The sequence below is a fragment of the Paraflavitalea soli genome (assembly GCF_003555545.1).
Taxonomy (GTDB): Bacteria; Bacteroidota; Bacteroidia; order Chitinophagales; family Chitinophagaceae; genus Paraflavitalea; species Paraflavitalea soli.
Window position 1 is genome coordinate 4,146,935 of sequence record NZ_CP032157.1, and the last position, 20,813, is coordinate 4,167,747.

General features: G+C 47.7%; 16 protein-coding genes. 6 read left to right on the forward strand and 10 right to left on the reverse strand.

Annotation, left to right across the window (positions count from 1 at the left end; translation table 11 throughout):
* Nucleotides 1-210: 210 nt before the first annotated feature.
* Complete coding sequence (locus D3H65_RS15360; protein ID WP_119051158.1) at nucleotides 211-837, forward strand: c-type cytochrome; 627 nt, start codon at nucleotides 211-213, stop codon at nucleotides 835-837.
* Between the two features lie 115 nt (nucleotides 838-952).
* On the opposite strand, the gene D3H65_RS15365 is transcribed toward D3H65_RS15360, so the two are convergent.
* The 4 genes from D3H65_RS15365 to D3H65_RS15380 form a co-directional block, all read right to left on the reverse strand.
* Nucleotides 953-2,377 carry an MFS transporter gene (locus tag D3H65_RS15365; RefSeq protein WP_211345692.1) on the reverse strand — a complete coding sequence of 475 codons (1,425 nt, stop codon included), beginning with the start codon at nucleotides 2,375-2,377 and terminating at the stop codon, nucleotides 953-955.
* A 102-nt stretch (nucleotides 2,378-2,479) separates the two neighbouring features.
* On the reverse strand, nucleotides 2,480-2,776 hold the full coding sequence (locus D3H65_RS15370; RefSeq protein ID WP_119051159.1) for a hypothetical protein: 297 nt from the start codon (nucleotides 2,774-2,776) through the stop codon (nucleotides 2,480-2,482).
* Nucleotides 2,777-2,988: 212 nt separating this feature from the next.
* Nucleotides 2,989-3,729, reverse strand: coding sequence for a LytR/AlgR family response regulator transcription factor (locus tag D3H65_RS15375; protein WP_119051160.1), 741 nt, complete (start codon nucleotides 3,727-3,729; stop codon nucleotides 2,989-2,991).
* A 5-nt stretch (nucleotides 3,730-3,734) separates the two neighbouring features.
* Nucleotides 3,735-4,817, reverse strand: coding sequence for a sensor histidine kinase (locus D3H65_RS15380; RefSeq protein ID WP_119051161.1), 1,083 nt, complete (start codon nucleotides 4,815-4,817; stop codon nucleotides 3,735-3,737).
* 278 nt (nucleotides 4,818-5,095) lie between these two features.
* On the opposite strand from D3H65_RS15380, the gene D3H65_RS15385 reads away from it, so the two are divergent.
* Nucleotides 5,096-6,361, forward strand: coding sequence for an OmpA family protein (locus D3H65_RS15385; RefSeq protein ID WP_119051162.1), 1,266 nt, complete (start codon nucleotides 5,096-5,098; stop codon nucleotides 6,359-6,361).
* 2 nt (nucleotides 6,362-6,363) lie between these two features.
* Here the strand turns inward: D3H65_RS15385 and D3H65_RS15390 are convergent, their stop codons facing one another.
* Both D3H65_RS15390 and D3H65_RS15395 read right to left on the reverse strand, forming a co-directional pair.
* Entirely contained in the window at nucleotides 6,364-6,999 is a 636-nt protein-coding gene (locus tag D3H65_RS15390; RefSeq protein WP_119051163.1) for a hypothetical protein, read from the reverse strand.
* Nucleotides 6,983-7,489: an RNA polymerase sigma factor gene (locus D3H65_RS15395; RefSeq protein ID WP_119051164.1), complete on the reverse strand. Its 507-nt coding sequence runs from the start codon at nucleotides 7,487-7,489 to the stop codon at nucleotides 6,983-6,985. The genes D3H65_RS15390 and D3H65_RS15395 overlap by 17 nt, the downstream gene beginning before the upstream one ends.
* 187 nt (nucleotides 7,490-7,676) lie before the next feature.
* Here D3H65_RS15395 and D3H65_RS15400 point away from each other — a divergent pair, with 187 nt between their 5' ends.
* Complete coding sequence (locus D3H65_RS15400; protein WP_119051165.1) at nucleotides 7,677-9,434, forward strand: amidohydrolase family protein; 1,758 nt, start codon at nucleotides 7,677-7,679, stop codon at nucleotides 9,432-9,434.
* Between the two features lie 15 nt (nucleotides 9,435-9,449).
* Here the strand turns inward: D3H65_RS15400 and D3H65_RS15405 are convergent, their stop codons facing one another.
* From D3H65_RS15405 to D3H65_RS15420, 4 genes are all read right to left on the reverse strand, one after another.
* A complete protein-coding gene (locus tag D3H65_RS15405) occupies nucleotides 9,450-10,946 on the reverse strand; it encodes a S41 family peptidase (RefSeq protein WP_162915652.1) in 1,497 nt (498 codons plus the stop codon).
* An 85-nt stretch (nucleotides 10,947-11,031) separates the two neighbouring features.
* Nucleotides 11,032-12,195, reverse strand: a complete 1,164-nt coding sequence (locus D3H65_RS15410) for a helix-turn-helix domain-containing protein (RefSeq protein WP_162915653.1) — start codon at nucleotides 12,193-12,195, stop codon at nucleotides 11,032-11,034.
* Between the two features lie 54 nt (nucleotides 12,196-12,249).
* Complete coding sequence (locus D3H65_RS15415) at nucleotides 12,250-15,042, reverse strand: glycoside hydrolase family 2 TIM barrel-domain containing protein (protein ID WP_119051168.1); 2,793 nt, start codon at nucleotides 15,040-15,042, stop codon at nucleotides 12,250-12,252.
* 88 nt (nucleotides 15,043-15,130) lie between these two features.
* Nucleotides 15,131-17,545, reverse strand: coding sequence for a TonB-dependent receptor (locus D3H65_RS15420; RefSeq protein ID WP_119051169.1), 2,415 nt, complete (start codon nucleotides 17,543-17,545; stop codon nucleotides 15,131-15,133).
* A 328-nt stretch (nucleotides 17,546-17,873) separates the two neighbouring features.
* Between D3H65_RS15420 and D3H65_RS15425 the strand changes: the two genes are divergently transcribed.
* From D3H65_RS15425 to D3H65_RS15435, 3 genes are all read left to right on the forward strand, one after another.
* Nucleotides 17,874-18,263 (forward strand): hypothetical protein, encoded by a 390-nt coding sequence (locus D3H65_RS15425; protein WP_119051170.1) that lies wholly within the window; start codon nucleotides 17,874-17,876, stop codon nucleotides 18,261-18,263.
* Between the two features lie 148 nt (nucleotides 18,264-18,411).
* Nucleotides 18,412-19,686, forward strand: a complete 1,275-nt coding sequence (locus tag D3H65_RS15430; protein WP_245999754.1) for a TolC family protein — start codon at nucleotides 18,412-18,414, stop codon at nucleotides 19,684-19,686.
* Nucleotides 19,687-19,705: 19 nt separating this feature from the next.
* Entirely contained in the window at nucleotides 19,706-20,794 is a 1,089-nt protein-coding gene (locus tag D3H65_RS15435; protein WP_119051171.1) for an efflux RND transporter periplasmic adaptor subunit, read from the forward strand.
* Nucleotides 20,795-20,813 lie beyond the last annotated feature (19 nt).

Sequence of the window (20,813 nt, forward strand, 5' to 3'; positions counted from 1 at the left end):
GGAACTACAATTCATACAAACCGCCATTGGGCAGGCTTTTAACCCGAAGTACATTTGTTGCTCCTTCATCCCCACGGTCTCTGACCGCTATTAACATCCTGTATTGATCCTGTGCTATTGCCAGGCCGTAAAAGGCTGTCTCATCACCTATACTGCAGGTAACATCCCACCTGGAGCAGGGAATTTTATTGGACTTTAAATAAAAACGAAATGAAAAAGAAGCTGGTGCTTACGGGCATCCTTGGCTTGCTGACTGGCACTGCCGTGCTTTTCCAGGCAAGCTGTACCACACAGGCAGAAAAAAATGCAACGCAGGTATTGAAAGATGCAGGCCCTACGAAGGGGGACCTGATAGCACGTGGAAAATACCTGACCACGATCGGGGCTTGTCATGATTGTCACTCGCCCAAGAAATTTGGTCCGGAAGGTCCTTCGCTGGATGAAGAACGTTTATTATCTGGTCACCCGGCGGGAAGTCCGTTACCCCCTATAGATGCGAAGGCCCTGACACCAGGAGGCTGGTTATTATTTGCGGGAGATGTTACTGCTGCCGTAGGCCCCTGGGGCATTAGTTATGCCGCCAACCTTACACCAGATTCTGCCACGGGTACGGGCGCCTGGAGTGAAGAGACCTTTGTGAAAACATTGCGTACAGGCAAACACCTGGGACAGGAAGGTGGCCGTGATATTTTACCGCCCATGCCCTGGCAAATGGTACGTCAGATGACGGATGAAGACCTGAAAGCGGTGTATACTTATTTGCAATCATTACCCCCCGTGAAAAACCGGGTACCTGCTCCTGTGTCTCCTGCAGAAGCAGCCAAACTGGCCAAATAAACAGGAGCTATTGTGAAGAAGGTGAGGCGTCTTTCAAAGTCGATCCACCTCTTGGTTATCAAAGTCACATGAGAAAAAGGTGGGTTGTCCCGGCTACTATGCGGGACGCCCCCTTTTATTGTTTTAGGAGGTTGCTGCCCCGCGACAGGGAAATGAAAACAGTAATTAAAATAAGTCCGGCAGTAACACGATAGGCCATTTGCATGCCATCGATCTGCGCAGCTATACTTTCAGGGGACACGAGGTGGTGCATGGAGTAGCTATTCCGTGTAGCATACCAGACCGTAGCGCCCAATGATATGCCAAATACGAGGCCCAGGTTGCGCATGAAGGCAATGAGGCTGCTGGCTATTCCCCGCTCTGCTACGGGTGCTGAATTGAGTGCGCTGCTGCTGTTGGGTGATTGAAAAAACCCGAACCCCAGGCTCATGAGAGCAATACGCCAGGTGGCATCGTGCCAGGTCCATTGATCATGGAGGAAGGAAAGGAGGAAATGCCCGGTGGCCATGAGAAGAAGACCCGCACTGGCGATCCATCGTGCGCCCATTTTATCGGACAGGTATCCTCCAATCGGTGCTGCAATGCTTAATGTGAGGGGGCCGGCAAGCATAATAAACCCCGCATTTTGCGGGCTAAGCCTCAGCAGCTGTTGCAGGAAGAAAGGCAATACATAGAGGTTGGAACCATTGGCAATAAAGGCCAGTCCGGTGGCAGCGAGGGCTGCGGTGAGTGGCTTGATCCGGAATAATTTCAATTGGAGCAAAGGGGCAGGGTATCTCTTTTCCCAATAAAAAAAACAGCCCAACAACAAGATACCTGCCGCTATCAGGAACATAACTGTTGGATGTGCCCAACCATGATCGGGGGATGCACCGAAGTCAACACCGGTAAGCAAGCTGGTGACACCTACCAGGAACAATAAAGCGCCGGGAATATCAAATCCCTTGCTGCCGGCCACTGCACTCGCCGGTAATACTACGGAAGCTCTCCAGATAGCAATGAGGCCAATCGGCACATTCACAAAGAAGATACTCTCCCATCCAAAGTGCTGCAACAATAAACCGCCTGCTACAGGACCAGTAGTGCTGCCTGCCGCTACGGCGGTGCCCAGTAAGCCCAATGCCTTACCCCGTTCCTGTTGTGAAAAAGCATCGCCGATAATGGCGGGACCAATCGCAAAGATCATAGAAGCACCTAATCCCTGTACCAGGCGGAAGACAACCAATGACCATAAAGACCAGGAAATGCCACACAGAAAAGAGCCCAGGATAAAAACACCAAAGCCTGTCATGTATACCCTTTTCCGGCCAAACATATCGGAGAGACGGCCCATGATGAGGAGGGTACTGGTAGTAACGAGCAGGTAGCTGAGCACGATCCATTCCACATTGTCGCCGGTATTCAGTTCCCTGCGTATAGTAGGCAGCGCTATATTAACGATGCTGCTATCGAGGGTGGCCATGAAGGAACCAAAGGCTACTGTACCCAATACCATCCATTTATTGGGTACAGTAGTATTTTGCACAGGAGGTGGTAACATCTACGCTGCCATTTGATGTAGACCAAATGTATGAATAATTGGAAAAAAGAAACCGCCCCGAAAACGGTGGCGGCCTCTACCCTTTTAACGAACTTTAGTTTATCATCTGGTACCCTGAAAAGAAGTTGAATGATCGTCAGGAAATTCTTTGACGATACCGTTGATAGCCTTCAAGGCATGCAGGTTGAGCATAGACGCCTGACCTTGCAATACCGGTTCCTCGTTTGTTGGATCGTCATTGAGTACCACTTCTGAAGCATGTACCATGGGTACTAACTTCCACTTAGCCATCACGCCGATTTTGTTGTTATGTCCCATCTTAGCTGTAGCCTCTATCACTGTTGCCAGCATACTGGTCAACACCAACATCACGGCGGGTAAAATAATTTTCCTGTTCATAGCTGTACTTTTTTAGGAAGGAGAAAGAAAAAAGCAACCCCGCCAGCCAGCAAAAAATTACCACCCTCTGTCATTTTTTCGTCTGGCAGGATTGCGAATACAAAAGTAGGCTGGTGAGGAAACGCCAGGCAGGCTGAAACTACCAATGGGGATCAAGATCGACGAAATGAGCAATAGCATTTCATCGGTAAATAGGGTGGTTCGTCGGAGGTTTAGTACATTAAGCGGCGTAAGTCGTCTGTATAGCTACGGCTCACCTTTAAAGAGACATTGTTGGAGGTAACTACCAGTATACCATTGTCTTCGCGGTATACTTCTTTAATGTGGCTGATGTTGACAATATAGGAGCGGTGAATGCGTATGAAATAACGGGGATCGAGGCGTTGCACGATCACCCCTATGCCATAGTTGCTGAGGTAGTTTTTCTTTTCGGTATGCAGGCGGGTATAATCGCGTTCTGCCTCCAGGTAAATGATATCAGTGGTTTGAATATTGGTCATTTTATTACCGCTCTCCACCAGAATCCTTTCTGAATAGGTGGTGGCATTGCTGCCAGCCTGGTCTACCAGGTTTTTAACTGCTTCCATGGCGGCAGCACCAGGCCTTAGCAACACTTTGGATACGGCCTGCCTGAAGCGTTCGAGGGTATAGGGCTTGAGGAGGTAATCAATGGCATTGGAGTCGAAAGCTTTGAGGGCATATTGATCGTAAGCAGTGGTAAAGATGATCTGGGGTACATGTACGATCTGCTGGATCACCTGGAAACCACTCAGACCTGGCATCTGCACATCGAGGAATACGAGGTCCGGCTCCAGCCGGTTAATAGCGGTTACGGCTTCCTGGCCATGACTGCATTCGCCAATGATCTGCAACTCTTCAAAAGCACCGAGGTACTGGCGTATCACCAGGCGTGCTGCATCTTCATCATCAATGATTAATACTTTCTTTGCCATAAGCGTTATAACGGAATGTAAAAATACGAAGTTAGTCCCGAAGGAGAATTGGCTTCCACAAAGAGCTCTTCATTGTACAGCCGCAGCAGGCGTTGCCGGGTATTCTTTAACCCGATACCTTCTGTGCGCTCCAATTGCTGCAGATCGCCTTTAAAGCCTACGCCGGTATCACTGATAACGATCTTGGCATGACGGCCCTCGCGGATGCAGGAGATCTTGATGGTGCCGCCGCTGATGCTGCCACCGATGCCATGCTTCACCGCATTTTCCACCAGGGGTTGCAGCAGCATGGGCGGTATTAATAATTGGAGAACGGATTCATCTGTATTGTATTCCACTTTGAGCCTGGATTTAAAACGGTGCATTTCCAGTTCGATCCAGGTGCGTATGAAATCGAGTTCTTCTCCCAAAGTCACTTCATGCTTTTGTGAGCTGCGCAAGGCATAGCGGAAAGTGTCGGCCAGCCGGGCTATCAATACCCGGGTAGCTTCCATTTCCGGTGGTACGGTAGCACTGATTGAATTGAGGGTATTGAACAAAAAATGAGGTTGTATCTGGGCTTTCAGAGCGTTCACCTCGCTTTGATAAGCCAGGGAAAGCAATTCCTTTTCTTTTTCCAACTGGCGCTGGCTTTTTAACCAGAAATTGTACGCATGGAAAATAGAGAACTGGATAATGTAAAATAAGAAGGGCAGGTAGTAAGCATGCCAATAGAAAAAATTGCCGTAATCCTTAAAGGTCAACCGGCAGATCACTTCTTCACTCCATCCACGGAAAAGCAGGAATAGTGAGAGCACCACCAGGTGGGCACCCAGCACCACCGGCAGGGGCCTCTTATTTAGTTTCTTAAAGAACAACCACCAGAGCGGAATGGTCAACAATATCTGTATGAAAATATGTATAAATACATCCAACAGGAGCCATATATAAATGCCGAAATGCTTTTTACCATTACTGATGGTTTGGAGGGCTATGTAAAAAAGGATGCCGTAAATAATGTTGAATAACAGCCACAACGATATTTCTCTCACTGTGATCGTCCAGAGGACGCGCTTCGACAATAGGTTTGCCCTGGCAATGCTGCTCATTCAATAAAATTAGTATATCCTGGCCGTTCAGGAGGCGGGTTATCCGACGAAATGGAGTTTAGCTTCGATGAGTGGCAGCTATTACCGGCGCATCGACGGGGCAGGCCGACGGACGACGCTATAATCCGACGAGATACAACATAGTTCTGCCAATCATGTTACCAACCCTTCGTCTGCATATTGGTGCACTGGTAGCTTTCCGGGCTATAGCGGATAAGGGGCCTGCTAATTTTGTGGGGTTAACGATCAAAATATTTATCCCCCTCTAAATGTAAAACATGAAATACATTATTGCAGCAGGCGTGTTGTTGATAGCAGGTTCCGCACAAGGGCAATTATTGAATAAGCTCAAGAACCTGGCAAAAGATAAAGTAGAAAATAAAGTAGTGAAGGAATCGGGTAAGGTAATGGACAGCGCCCTGGATGGTAAGGGCAAGAAGCCAGCACCAGCCACTTCCGATAAAACGGCTGCTGCCAGCACTGCTGCCGCACCGGCAGCCGGTGAACTGAAAGTATACAGTGCCTTTGACTTTATACCAGGCGACAAGGTGATCGCCTGGGAAGATTTTTCGCAGGATGCCAAAGGCGATTTCCCGGCCAAATGGAATACCAATGCGGGTGGGGAGATCGTAACCCTGGAAGGGCATCCCGGGCAATGGCTGGCGCTCTCCAAAACGGGGGTCTATATGCCGGAGTTCATCCCTACGCTGCCGGATAATTTCACCCTTGAATTTGACCTGGGTTGTAACCCTGACTTCCGCTACCTGTCATCACCTTTTACTTTTGCTATAGCAGCTTTAAAAACGCCGGAGCAATATACGCGGTATATGCAGGGATCGGGAGGGCGCACAGGTTTCACTACCTGGGTGCTGCCCAATTCGCCCAACGGGCAGACGGGCAAAACAGGTTATGACGCAGATGTGAATGGGGAGTCCATATCACGCCTGCAGGACCAGGAAACTTCGCAGTTCCATGGCAAGACAAAGAACTTTATGAAAGTGTCGATCTGGCGGCAGAAACAGCGGGTACGGATCTACTTCAACGAGCAGAAAGTAGTTGACGTAGCCAAGGGTCTTACAGCTACTGGTTATAATGCCTTCGTACTCTCGCTCTCTACTGCCCGCACAGAACCTGATCAATATTTTATTTCCAATATCAGGCTGGCCGTGGGCGCCCCGGATATGCGCAACAAACTGCTGACAGAAGGAAAATTCACGACCACGGGTATCTTATTTGACGTGAACAGTGACCGCATCAAACCTGAATCTTATGGCGTACTGAAAGAAATAGCCGGGGTATTAAAGGACAATGCCGCGCTGAAAGTAAAGATCACAGGGCATACGGACAGTGATGGAGAGGCCGCTTATAACCTCAACCTGTCGAAGCAGCGGGCAGCGGCTGTAAAGAAAGCGCTGGCCACGGAATTTGGTATTGATGTGGAACGCCTGGAAACGGACGGCAAGGGTGAAAGTGCTCCTGTAGATAAAGCTACTACCCCGGCAGCCAAAGCCAATAACAGGCGGGTGGAGTTTGAAAAGCTGTAGAGCTATTGCTCCAATTCAACCAGGTAGCTTTCGAGCTCCTGCAGGTTCTTTTTCAACAGGTCATTCTTGCTGTCCCTGAAGAGTTGTAGCTTTTTTGCCAGCAGTACGAGTGCAGCAATGATCACTACGGGGATGACTGTAAGGCTCAACCCTTCTGCCAGGCCCCGATGTTCAATAACCCTGGGTAAGAAAGTGAAAGGGAAAGTGATACCGGCGATAAAATAACACCACCATACCTTTCTGCTCATTACCAAATGCTGGTCATTTACATGGATCACTTTGCGGAGGCTGGTAGCGAGGTTGTCGCGGCTAAGTTGTACGTTGCTGATATTCCTGTAAACCTTCCATAGCAAGACGGCAAATGTGAAGCAGGTAATGCCCTGTATAAACAAAGGAATGTAAAACACCGGCTGTTCATAATCAAAAGCATTGCCAGCGATGCAGGCGGCAAAAAAGAAGGTATAGAACAGGAAGAGGGCTGCCAGGGCGAGGTTCTTGCGACTCATGGCTGTCAATGTGGAGCCCGACCGTTCGCTGATCATGGACAGCACGAGTTGCTCACTCAGTGTTTTTTGGGCGACCCATTTTGCATCGAGGGCTTTCCAGGCCATCTGTAGTTCTTCAAAATTCGTTTGCATATACTGTTAGTATTTTTTCCAGTTTACTTTTGATCCTGTTGAGCTTTACGCCCACATTGTTGTTGCTGATACCGGCAATGGCCGCTATCTCATTGTAGGTACATCCATCGAGGTGCAGCAGGATCATGGCTTTTTCTATGGCGGATAATTGTTCGATGGCCTTGTACAAGTGCTTTACTTTTTCATCATCCCCACCCAGGGAAGCCGGGTCGGGAATATCAATGCCCGCTTCGGCGAGGGATACCTTGTGGGGGCTTTTGACGGCCTTCCTGAAATTGGATATGGCGGTATTCAGAGCCACCCGGTACAGCCAGGTGGAAAACTGCGCCTCCTGCCGGAAACTGCCATAGCCTTTCCACAATTGCAGCACGATCTCCTGGAATAGGTCCCTCCTGTCTTCGGGATCCTGGCAATAGATGTTACAGACCTTGTAGATCATGCCGATATGCCGGTTTATGAGGGCAACAAACTCTGCTTCCAATAATGCCATTTGAATAGTTAATCGCAATAAGGGCTGAAAACTTACAGGATTCCCGCTATTTTTTTAAATTAACCTGCCGGGCAGCCTGCGCCGGTGTAACAAAGCTCCACAATTGGATACTAATGGAGGACTATGGCCGCCTGGCGGTTGTGGGACAATTTATATTAACTTTAAACTTACTAAAAGTAACCGCTCCATGAGAAAATCCCGCCTTTTATTACCCTTAACTATAAGCCTTGCTCTTGCCTCTTTTGCACAGACCAATCCCGGTACAGGGAAAATAGAAAAGCTTTCGGGGCCTATTGTGATCAGCAAAGTGAATGTAGTCAATGTGGTGACGGGAAAAGCGGAGGCCGATCAAACTATTGTGATCGAGGATGGCCGGATAACGGCTTATGGCCCTTCTAAAAAGATCAAGCCACTGGTCAATGCCACGGTAATTGACGGTACCGGCAAATACATCATGCCTGGGATGACGGATGCACATATTCACTTTTTCCAGAGTGGTGGTTTGTACACCAGGCCCGATGGGGTGAACCTTAACAAGGTATTTCCCTATGAGAAGGACCAGCAATGGGTGAAGGATAATCTTTATGGACTGATGGCGCGTTACCTGGCCTGCGGCATCACCACGGTGATCGATGTGGGCGGCCCTATGAGCAACTACACGATCCGCGATTCGGTGAATGCTCGTCTTACTGCTCCGACGGCCTTTGTAACCGGGCCGCTTGTATCGACCTACCTGCCGCCCAACCTGGATAAAAAAGACCCGCCCATTGTGAAGGTGACCAGCGCAGAAGAAGCGAGGGCGCTGGTGAAAAAGCAGGTCCCCCTGAAACCAGATTTCATCAAGATATGGTATATCGTATTGCCTGGTCAAAAGGCGGAAACGACCTTACCCATTGTACAGGCTGCGATCGAGGAAAGCCATGCCAATGGATTGAAGGTAGCGGTACATGCCACGCAATATGAAACGGCCAAACTGGCGGTGACTGCAGGTGCAGATATATTGGTGCACAGTGTGGATGATAAAGTACTGGACAATGACATGCTGCAATTGCTGAAAAGCAAACAAACGGTATACATACCCACGGTGCTGGTGGCGCAGAACTATAACCGCACTTTCACCCAGCAATTCAACTTCACAGGGCACGACTTCCGGTATGCCGACCCCTTTATGCTAGGAACTCAAATGGACCTTCAGCACCTGGATAAGAGTCAGCAGGTCTTCGACTATAAGAAAATGCGGAATGCGCTAAGGGTACCGGATAAAGAAGACAGCACCATACTCATCAACCTGAAACTGGCACAGGATGCCGGTGTATTGGTGGTAACGGGTACAGATGCGGGCAATATTGGTACGCACCATGCTTCTTCTTATTATGATGAATTGCTGGTAATGAAGCAGGCAGGGTTGAGCAATGCCGAGATCATCCGGGCCGCCACGATCAATGCAGCCAAAGGCTTTGGTAAAGACAAGGATTATGGGAGTATTGAGAAAGGAAAGATCGCCGACCTGCTGTTACTGGACAAAGATCCTTTGCAGGATATTACTATCCTGAGCCAGATCAATACAATTATCCACCGGGGATCGCTCATGCAAGCACAACAATTGCTGCCGGTAACGCCGGAGATATTGGCGCAGCAGCAACTGAATGCCTACAATGCAAGGAATATTGACGCCTTCCTGGAGCCTTATAGTGATAGTGTACGCATTTATGGCTTTCCCAATACGCCTGTATTACAAGGAAAGGAAGCGATGCGCAAACAATACAGTGGTATGTTTGAAAGGACCAAGGACCTTCACTGTCAGGTGGTAAACCGTATTGTGCAAGGGGACACGGTGATCGACCATGAAAGTGTGACCTGGCTGGGCAGTAAAGAACCGATGAAAGCGATCGCCATTTATAAGATCAAAAATGGCAAGATCGCGGAGGTGTATTTTATTCAGTAAAGTACCGGGGTCGGCCTAAGGATTGCGCCTGATGAGATCGAATGCAAATTGCTTTTGTGTGTCAATGCCTTTGAGTATATTATCCAGATTATCTGGCACATCATGGTCGGGCATCAGTCCCCTCCCCTTTTTAAATGGTGGCCTTGTCATGTTATCATAATATACGAGGGGGATGCTTATTTTGATCTTGCTATGGGGCAATACCAGGCCGATAAAAGAACCACCATTACCCCCTTCATAACTACCCCCGGCTTCTTCGCCAATGAAGGTACCCAGTTGGTTGGCATGGGCAGCGGCTAAGAGTTCGGAAGTAGTGGAAGCACTGGCACCATTCATGAGGAAGTATACTTTTCCGGTGTAGTGATTGAGCTTGGGTTGCTGCAGGGAAAGGCCAGCAGCGGCGGCCGCTTTGAGTGAAAAGGTGCCATCTTTCTCCGCTATCAATTCATTAGCTGCATTTTTGATCTCTTCGGGTGAGAGATCACTGAGGCTAAGGTATTGTGAGGTATCGGTAATTGTATGTTGGCGGATATAATAGCGGGAGGGTTTATTGATAAGGTAGGTAAAGAGGATGACACCTGCACTGTCCCACCCACCGGGATTGCTGCGCAGGTCAATGACGAGGTGGCCGATCTTCTTTTTTTGCAACTCCTTCATGGCTTTTGGCAGAAAGCTGCCAATGTCGCCAGCCGCTTTTCCTCCAAAGGTGCGAACATTAAGGACGGCAGTATTGATATCTTTTTTTATATCCAGGTCCAGGTCTTTCCGTTTCCGATCCACATACAGGCGAATGATCTCTTTATTCACAGGATTTTGGCGGAGGTTGGCCATACTGGCCTGAAAGGTGAGGGCCGGATATTTTGCCTTCCGTTCATTGCCGGAAAGGTCTTTGCAGGTCACCACAAAGCTATCGGGGCGGGCGATGAGTGTGTAATACAACATGCCGAAGGAGCCGCTATTGAGCCGCTGTTGTTTGTTGGTGGTGTTGTAACCATCGCTCCAGGAATGGTTGAATATGAATTGAACAATCTCCTTAATGGGCTGGCCATTAATGGTCAAAATCTCATAGCCGGGTTTGATGGTCGTATCCCGCGTGAGGTTGAGCGTAACATAGAGTTTGTCGTGGATACCATGTACGGTGAAGGGGAACATAGAGGTATTTTTCGTGAAATGGGATCCCCAATCCGGACCGGGTGTAATAGCGGTATGAGCGCAACGTACGCCTGCCACAAGAGCGGAAAGCAGGCGATAATAATCGTAATAAGGTAAATCGCCGGTGAGCTGGGTATAGAAGCTATCCAGCCGTTGGTCCATAACAGGCTTTGGCGTGTAACGATACAGGCCGGGATGTACTGCTTCCATTACATGGCGCATGTACCGGAGGTCTTCCTGCATCCCTTGTATTGAAAGTACGCGATCGGTTAAACTGTCATAGGCTGCCTTTTTTTCCTGTGCGAGGGTCAGGACAGGTACCAGGATAAATAGCGCGAGGGCTACGAGAATAGACTTCATTCGTGGATCGTTTTTTTTACAAACCTCTTGTTTACTGCCTGAACGGGCTAAAAAACGGTCGCTCAATTCCGGATTTGAGGGGCTTTTAGGGCGTTTCGGCCTGTTTTGCCTCCTGGATGAACCGGGAGGGGGTGGTGCCGGTAAGCTGTTTAAAGATGCGTTGAAAGGTGGCAGGTGAAGAAAAGCCACATTCCATGGCAATACCAGGGATGGTGAGCTGGCTGGCATCCTGCTGTAAGATCCTTCTTTTAAAGGCGGCCACGCGGTATTCATTAACAAAGGTGGAAAAGCTTTTATCGAGGTGCTGGTTCAGCACGGCGGAAACTGTTTTGGCAGGCATACCGGCCTGCTGCGCCAGGCTATTCACGGTGAGGGAAGGATCGAGGTATAACTGCGCTGCTTCCATTAATTTTTGGAGGCGCTGGATGAATGCTTCTGCCGAGTCATCCGGCAACCGTGATGCCGGAGCAACAGTCTTATTGCTTTGCTGCACGGTAGTGATCCTGCTGTTGACCAGGTAACCTTTGAGGCCCAGCCAATAGATCAATACAGCCAGGGGTACAAAAATAGGGTACCAACCTACGGCATTGAGCAGGGGCTGACGGGTAGCCGGAATGATATATGGCACCAGGTAAAGCAACCAAATGCCCTGGAATACGAGGAAAAGGAAGAGGAACTGCTGCAACCACCGGGCTGTGTCATCTGCTATATCCAATTGTTCCGACTTGCGCTTCATTATATATTGGCGGGACAACCAGCAGTAAATGGTAATGGAAAACCAGCGGGGAATATCGGCGTACACATTCCAGGAGTCTGCAAAACCACTGATCCAGGAGCGCTGTTGTTGAGACGCCATCCCATTAAGGAAGGCCATATCGGCCATAAAGGCCAGAGTATAAGGAATGAGGTCAATAAGGACGGGATAAAAATGAATATAGTATTTACGGGAGAAGGTGAAGGATGGGTCCATGCTTGCCTGCACATAGCACCATATCAACGGGCCGATGGGCATGATAACTACCAGGGGTAGTGCATTGGCGAGTATCGTCCAAATGGTACGGGTATTATACCAGGTTACATCCAACAGGTAGATATTGAGACAGGCAAGGGTAATGAGGCCTATCAGGACTGCCAGTATACGGCTAGGCAGTTGGTGTCTGCGGGAGGCAAAAAGGAGACCACTGAGTATCAGGCCTTGCACGATGCCTAATAAAATGATGGTTGACCAAAAACCCGACAAGGAGATCATAAGCATTCGTTTTCACAGATCGAAAATACCTCTTCGGCGTGACAAGGACTACCCCTATCTGAAATCAAACCACAATACACCCTGGTAAGGGGCATTGAGCTGCACATTCTTCTGGCTTTGCGGGCCCATGACGGAGGCTGGTTGGAACTTGGTACCAATAGCTTGTATGGCATTTAAGAACCCTATATTACCCGCCGGATAATTGACGGTGGTATTGTTGTTGTAAGCGCCTTTGGGGCTTTCCGGTTTCAACATCTGCACGAATATCTTTTTGTCGGCCGGGATCACGGTAAAAGGAAATTCATTGGTTTGCACGGTAACCCAGGATACTTCCGCATGGTTGCCTTTAAACTCTGGGTACTGCCAACCATGCTCACCTGTAATGGTATTGTTGTACGCCTTTTCCCATATACCCCACTGTAACCCTTTCAATCTATTCTTCCAAACATGATAAGGCCCTCTGCCCAGCCATTTCATACCTTTTATTTTTTCCTCCGGATAGTTAAAAGTAATGCCCATAAAGTCGGCCTCGCCACGCTGTGAAAAGGAATACTCCAGCTTTACGAGTGAACCGGGACTGAAGGTCCAGGTGGCATTCAGCCAATTGTCCTTGCCCTTATAAGCAGCTTTTACTATATATCCACCTGATATATCGGTGTGGGAGAAAGATGACAATTGCTGGTCAAATCCCGCCAATGCCGGACCGACTGCTAAAGACAACTCTGCACTCCCTTTAACTATTTTGGACAGGTACCCGGTGGTCTTATCAAAGTATACAGCAATACTATCCTGCTGCACGATCAATGTATTGCCTTCTTCCCTGGCTTTTATAGTGCCATTGGGTTTTAGGTCATCGGGCAGTGGTGCCATCAGCTGTTCTCCCTGGTCAATGGGCCAGCTCCAGGTAAATATTTCCTTGCCATAGGGATCTGTTGCAGTGAGGTATAATGCATCGGCCTCATTCCATGATGTGGGCAATTGCAGGTTAAGCATACCATGCTCTCCCGGCTGTACAGACAGTTTTGCCGCAGCACCGGAATCGACGATCGTCATAGCTCCTTTTTCCTGGCGCTTTAATGTCCATTTGAACGTACACTGATCAAGGTTGGTGAACATATACCTGTTCTCCACAGCGATGCGACCGGTGAACAAAGGGCCGATCGTTTGCGGGCCTATGTATACGGGAGACCATATTTCTTTGATGGTATAGTAACTGCCTTCCTTCTGGTGATACGGACCTACAATTCCGTCCGGTGCATTGTTGGTATAAGTATCCAGGCTGTCGTTCTTGTCACGCCTCACTACCCCTTCATCAGCAAACACCCAGAGAAAGCCACCTGCCGCCCGGGGACTTTGGAGAATGAGGTTCCAGAAGTCGTCGAGCCCGGCGCCATGACCGCCATCGTAAAGCCCGTGCATGAATTCGGTGGGGAAGTAAACCTCCTTTTCATACAGGGAGGCATTGACCATGTAATTGTAATCGGGGTAATGTTTGGTATCGGTATGATTGAATTTCTCCCAGGGATGGATGACATGCCTGCGCTGGGGATCGTACCAACTGTAATCACCATCCACGGTACGATTGAAGCCGCCTTCATTGCCATTGGCCCACAGGATGATACTAGGGTGGTTAACATCACGGATCACGAGTTCTTTTACGAGGCGGCGGGCAGTAGTATCATCGTACATTTTTTGCCAGCCGGTTAATTCATCACTGACCATGAGACCCATGGAATCGCATACATCGAGAAAATGCTGATCGGGAGGATAGTGTGACATGCGTACAACATTCATGTTCATATCCTTCATCAGGGTCACATCCTCTATGCTAAGGGCCTTGCTGAGGGTTCTGCCGCTTTCGGGCCAGAAGCTGTGGCGGTTGACACCCTTGAAGATCACTTTTTTATTGTTGAGGTAAAAGCCATCGCCGGGGCGCAACTCCGCATTCCTGAAACCAAATTTCTTTTCGAGTGTATGTATTACTTTACCCTGTTTATCTTTTAAAGCAACAAGCACTTTGTACAGATGGGGAAACTCCGGACTCCACAGATCGGGGTTGGATACCAATGTTTGCATAATGTCCATCGTATCGCCGGAAGAAGTTGCGGTGTTCAATACAGCCAGCACCGTATTACTGTTTACCTTACTGATGGTGGCTTCCACTTTATAGGCGGGATCGGCTTGTCGTTTGATCACCTGCATGCTGAAATTTCCCTCGGCGGAAGCTGCAATGGCCACTCTTTCAATATGGGTAACCGGCTTTACTTCCAGGTATACGGGGCGGAAGATGCCGCCGAAGATCCAGAAATCAGCGTCACGCTCGGCCAGGTTAACGGAATGATTGGCCGATTTCTTACTCACCTGTACTTCCAGGAGGTTGGATGACCCATAACGCAGCAGCGTACTAATATCATAGGCAAAGCGATAAAAAGCACCCTGGTGCAGGGCGCCAGCCAGTTTGCCATTGATCTTTACTTCGGTATCGGTCATGGAGCCTTCAAACACGATATTGACCTGCTGTCCCTTCCATTGTTTATCGACCTGGAAACGGTAACGGTATTTACCCACTTCATCAGACTGGTCGGCCAGCTTTACGCGGCCATAATCATAATGGCCAAAGCCCTGGAGTTCCCAACAGGAGGGCACTCCTATAGTAGTCCATTTACCACTGTTCGTTCCCTTAGTACAAAAGAAATCCCAGGATACGGTATGGTCTTTATCGGTACCTGAGAGGTATTTTATAATGGTGCTTTGTGCAGAGGCGGGCAAAGCGGCCATTAACAGGAACAGGATAGCAAGGGTAAAATGGCGTATGGTTGAACAAGAAGGTAAAAAGGATGCAGGCATTTGAAATCGCTTATTATTATTGTAATACTGACAATCGATCAGTATTACAATAATAATAAAAAAGGAGGGATATGATTAAAATGGTTTCTTAGAACCTGTAGGAAACAGTTGCAGCAAATTGTCTGGGAGCAAGTGGATTAACGCTGTAATTTTCATGCACCAGATAATTCAGTGTATTGGTTACGTTGGACAATTTGGCCAGTACAGCAATCTTTTTCCAGGAGTATCCGGCTGAAAGATCAAGGGTAGTATAACCGCCTACTTCAAATAAGCGCGACGCGTTGGGATAATTATTCAGCTTATACTGATTATTCCATCCCGCATTACGCTTACCAATATAAAGGAAGGAAATACCTGCTTTCAGCCCTTTCAGTTTGTCGCTGGTGAAAGTATAGAAAACAGTGGCGTTTGCCGTATGGGTAGGCGTATTCACCAGTCTTTCCCCTTGCACATAGCTTCCTGTGGTAGTGTCTGTTTTGGTATACCTCATATAATTGTGGCTGTAGCCAGCAGTTATATCCAACCCGCTGGATGGGTGAGCAGAGATATCCAGTTCTATACCATCACTGGTGGTTTGTCCGGTAAGCTGTTTAATGGAAGTATTGTTATTCTGTGCACCGGTGGAAGTAAATGGTGCTGTAACAGCAAAATTATTGTTCACGATCCGGTAGCCGGTAACATTAACAGAGAGTAATCCATTCAGGAAATCATTCTTGACTCCTATTTCATATTGGTCGATGATAGACGGTTTCAAAGCATTTCCATAAATATCCGTACCTGAGTTTACGGAGAAAGAGTTGGCATAGCTTACAAACACGGCAGTATTGGTAAATGGCTTATAAACCAACCCCACACGGGGGGAGAAGGCATCATCATTTTTGTCCTGCCCTTTCGTTTTGGCTCCGGTAGCAAAAGTGGTAGAATCAGGAGCAAAAGCACGTTGATAGGAATAACGTACACCTACCAGTAATTTTAACTGAGCAGTGATGCTAATAAGGTCCTGAACATATACGCCAATACGGTTCGTAGGTGTTTTTACAGACCTGATAGCTGATACTACAGGCATATCTGTACGGGGCAGGTACCTGGCAGGATCGAGAATATTGATGGTGTCATAGGCCTTAGTGGGTGTATTGTAGCCAAGATTTGTGATCTCATAACGATCAGCATCGACACCAGCCAGCAAGGTGTGTTCAAACCTGCCGGTTTTGAATTTTCCGGTCAGGTCTACCTGGGCTATATAATAGTTTTCTTCTGTATTATTTCTGCCGAGGGGGCGTGCCCATTTACCATCGGCAGCGGCCTGTATGCGTTCCACACCAAAATAATCTCTTTTGTATTGCTGGTAAGAGCCGGTGAAATTGATATTCCAGGATTCATTGAGGTGGTAGCGGTAAGTAGCGGTGGCAGTGGCTTGTTCCGTTTTAGTATACTGCCAGGGGGTACCGAAGAAAGAGGAACGGTCTACATCTGGTATTTTATTGCCACCCAGTGTACCGATGCCAAAATCAGGTGTAAAGTCGTGCTTCAGGTAATCGCCCTGTAACAGCAGTTCTGATCGTTTACCGAGTTTAAACAACAAGGAAGGATTGATATAATATCTTTCGGAGCTTACCTGATTGCGAAAGCTACCAGCACTTTCATAGGTACCAATGAGACGATACGCGATGTTGGAGGTAACAGGGCCATATACATCGAAAGAAGGCTTATACAGATCGTAGCTTCCTGTGCGGAAAGATACTTCGCCGCCAAAATTGAATTTAGGCTGCTTAGTGACCATATTTACAATACCGCCCGGCGCTACGTTGCCATAAAGGATTGCAGCGCTTCCTTTGAGCACTTCGACTCTTTCCAGTGAGCTTACTTCGGGCATGGCGCCTGAATTGACACGGGTGCCATTCTTAAATAGATTACTGCTGCCCAAAGCATAACCACGCCCGGAAAAGCTTTCCTGGGTATTACCACGGGTGGTAGAGACATATATGCCGTTTACATTTTTAATAATATCGCTTAAACGCTGGGCCTGCTGGTCCCTAATCAGCCCCTGTCCTACCACTGTAATGCTTTGCGGAAGATCCATGGGCGCAATGGGCGCTTTTCCTACAGTGACTACTTTGGAATTAAGGCTTCTGCGGCCTTCCACAATCACCTCTTCTAACTGAAGTGAGGTTTCATGAAGTGTGAAATTAAATTCTTTGGTATCGCCGGCTGCTATCTCTACCTGCTTTTCCTGAGATTGCAAACCTGTATGTGAAACCTGTAAAGTATAGACACCTGGTTTAATATTTCTGAGGGCAAATAATCCAGTCTCGTCTGTAACCACTGTTTTATTAATCTCTTTCAGGACAACATTTACATAAGCGCCCGGATTGCCATCTGTAGTAACTATTTTTCCTCTGATCGTTCCTGTAGTACCTGTTTGAGCACTGGTATCTATCGGTAATGAACTCGCTGATGAGGTAATTATTTCTGTTTGTGCGTAAGCAGCTGTTATTCCGAACATCAAGACTCCTAAAGCAAAGCGTAAACATTTCACAGTCAGTAATTTTTGCAAAAGAAATTCATCTGACAGGATAGATGCTGCCCTATCAGGAAAAACGGGTTACGCTATCGGGAAAAATAAATATACAACTCATAATCAACCACTTACAACACCTGTAAAAGAAGGGTCTGGACGATGGGTTTGTTGGCTGACCCGCAACCTGGCAATATTTGCCGGAAGTGGTGGTCGGTTATTGCAGGCAGTAACTTAACGCGGTGTTAACGCCTTGCTATTCGACAAAATATGAATTTCAGGCTGTGTATTCTATATTTGCTGTTGTTTACAAGCAATGTCAAGGTTTATACTCATATTAGTCGCTTTTTCTATACTCAACCAGAGTATCGATCTGGACTACCTGACATTTGCCATGGGCTCACGCTCAACGGGCGGCGCCCATGAGGATGATATAGACAGTATTACAGAGTTTGTGATCGAGCAGATCATGGATGATGACGGGTACATTCCTGACAATGATGATGATAGTGATGGCATGCCAAAGAACAATGGATTGGAAAAGTTTTCCTGGAACCCGCTTTGCTGCCAGTTCTTCCAGAAAGTAGTTATTATTCCCACCAACAAGACCGATAAGGATGCACAAAAAGCCGGTCAACAGGTGTACCCCACCTGCAAAGGCTATTCAAACATCGTTTCGCCCCCTCCCGATGCGTGTAATGCATAAGTAACCACTGATCTGGTGTATAGACCAGGTAGTATCCTATTTATTGTTTTTCCGAGACAGCATGCTACAGGCGCCGGTATATCTGGTGACTGGTCAATGCGCATGTTGGGCCTGGCCCGTTTCCGTCCCTGACTAAAATTATCAATGTATGATCAGAAGTTATTTTCTGTTCAGGCATTGCATGGTAGTGCTAGCGGTATTACTGACCGGCGTTGTAACCAATGCCCAGGATACGCTACGCATTACCCTGCAAGTAGCCGAACAACAATTTTTTCAAAACAACCTTGCGCTGCTGGCAGCAAAATATGATATTACTATTGCCCAGGCAGCCATTATACAGGCAAAGCTGTACAATAACCCAACGCTGCTGGCAAGTGGCAACCTTTATAACCCGGACCTGCATAAACCATTTGACATCTCTAACAAAACCGGACAATATGATATTCAAATCCAACAACTGATCACCCTGGCCGGCAAACGCAACAAGCAGATTGGCCTGGCCACTACCAGCGCCAGGATCGCAGCGTATAATTTTTACGACCTGCTCCGCACGCTTCGCTATTCGCTACGCAGCAATTATTACAGCATACTGCACCTGCATCAATCAAAAGATGCTTACCAGGTACAGATCAATTCGCTTCAACAATTAAGCAAGGCTTATAGCGAATTGCAGGAAAAAGGAGTGGTGACGCTCAAAGATGCGGTGCGCATCAAATCCTTATTGTACACCTTGCAGGCAGAACAAACGGGTTTACAAAACCAGTTGAATGACCTGCAGGCTGAACTGCAATTGCTGATGCGTGACAACAAGCATTATTATTTGCCGATGGGGATGGGCGATGGCCCGGAAGCCCTGGAGCAATACCCTTTGCAGGCGCTGGTAGACAGTGCCTATAATAACCGGTACGATCTGAAAGCAGCGAATGCCAATACAGTATACAGTCAGCAAAACTATCAGTTGCAGAAGGCGCTGCGCACACCCGACCTTACGCTGGGGGTTGAATTTGATAAGCGGGGGAGCTTTGTGAACAATGCCAGTTTCCTGACTGCCGCTATCGACCTTCCTTTTTTTAACCGCAACCAGGGTCATATCAAGGCGGCACAAACACAAGTGGAACAAAGCAAGGTGCTGTTGGAGCAACAGCAGCTAACGGTAGAAAATGAGGTTCAGAAAGCTTATGTGAAGGCCTTGAACACAGACAGGATGCTGCAATCTTTTGACCCCGGTTTCAAAAAGCAGTTTGATAAGCTACTGCAGGGCATTACTGACAATTTTCAGAAGAAGAACATCAGCCTATTGGAATTTATTGATTTCTATGAATCATGGAAAGACAATGTATTGCAATGGAATCAGCTGCAGAATGAAAAAGACCAGGCTATGGAAGCGCTGAACTTCGCAGTAGGTAAAACCCTTTTCAATTAAAACAACCTAAAATCATTATATGAAATGCATGTTTATAATCCTGATGGGTGGCCTGCTGCTACAGTTGTCCTCCTGCCGGGAAAGTGAAGCGACCCCTGCCGCGCCAGAAACTTTTTGCCTGACTGATACTTTACAGAAAAGGATACAGATCGCCACGGTACAATCAGATACAGTGAAAAATGAGATCGCGCTTTCGGGCAAGATAGAAGCGAATGAGGATAAGTGGATCAAGGTATTCCCGGTAGTTGGGGGCCTGGTGGAATCGCTGAAAGTTCAACTGGGCGATTATGTAAAGAAGGGGCAGGTATTGGCAGTAATACGGAGCAGTGAGATCGCCGATTACCAGGGGCAACTATCCTATGCAGAATCGAATGTAAAGATGGCCGAGAAGGCACTGTCTTCGAATAAGGATATGTTTGCGGCGGGCCTGGCCACGGAAAAAGATGTGGTAGGAGCTGAAACGGAATTGGAGAAAGCGAAAGCGGACCTAAAGCGTATCCGGGAAACAAATGCGATCTATGGGTCCAAAGGCAATGCCTTACAAACGATCACGGCACCGGTATCGGGTTTTGTAGTAGAAAAGAATGTAACAGATCAGATGCATTACCGGGCAGATGGGGCGCAGCCCTTTTTCGTTATCTCCAACCTGGATGAAGTGTGGGTAATAGCGAATGTATTTGAAAGTGATATACCCAAGATACAAACGGGTTACGAAGCGAATGTATCGGTGATCGCTTATAAAGACAAGGTGTTCAAAGGAAAGGTAGACAGAATCTTCTCCATGCTGGATCCGCAAAGCCGGGTTATGAAGGTAAGGATACGGATACCCAATACGGGTTACCTGCTGAAACCGGAAATGTTTGCGCAGATCAATATAGAATACACGGAGGGTAACGAAAAGATGCCGGCCATCCCGGCGCAGGCAGTGATATTTGATAAGAACAAGAATTTCGTCATGGTATACAAAGACAAATGCAATATAGAAACCAGGGAGGTGGAGTTATTCAAAACGATTGGTAGTACCACCTATATTAAAAGTGGCCTGGCAGACGGGGAAAAGGTGATTGCACAATACCAGTTGCTGGTGTACGATGCGCTGAATGATTAGGGAGGGCAACGAGGCAACA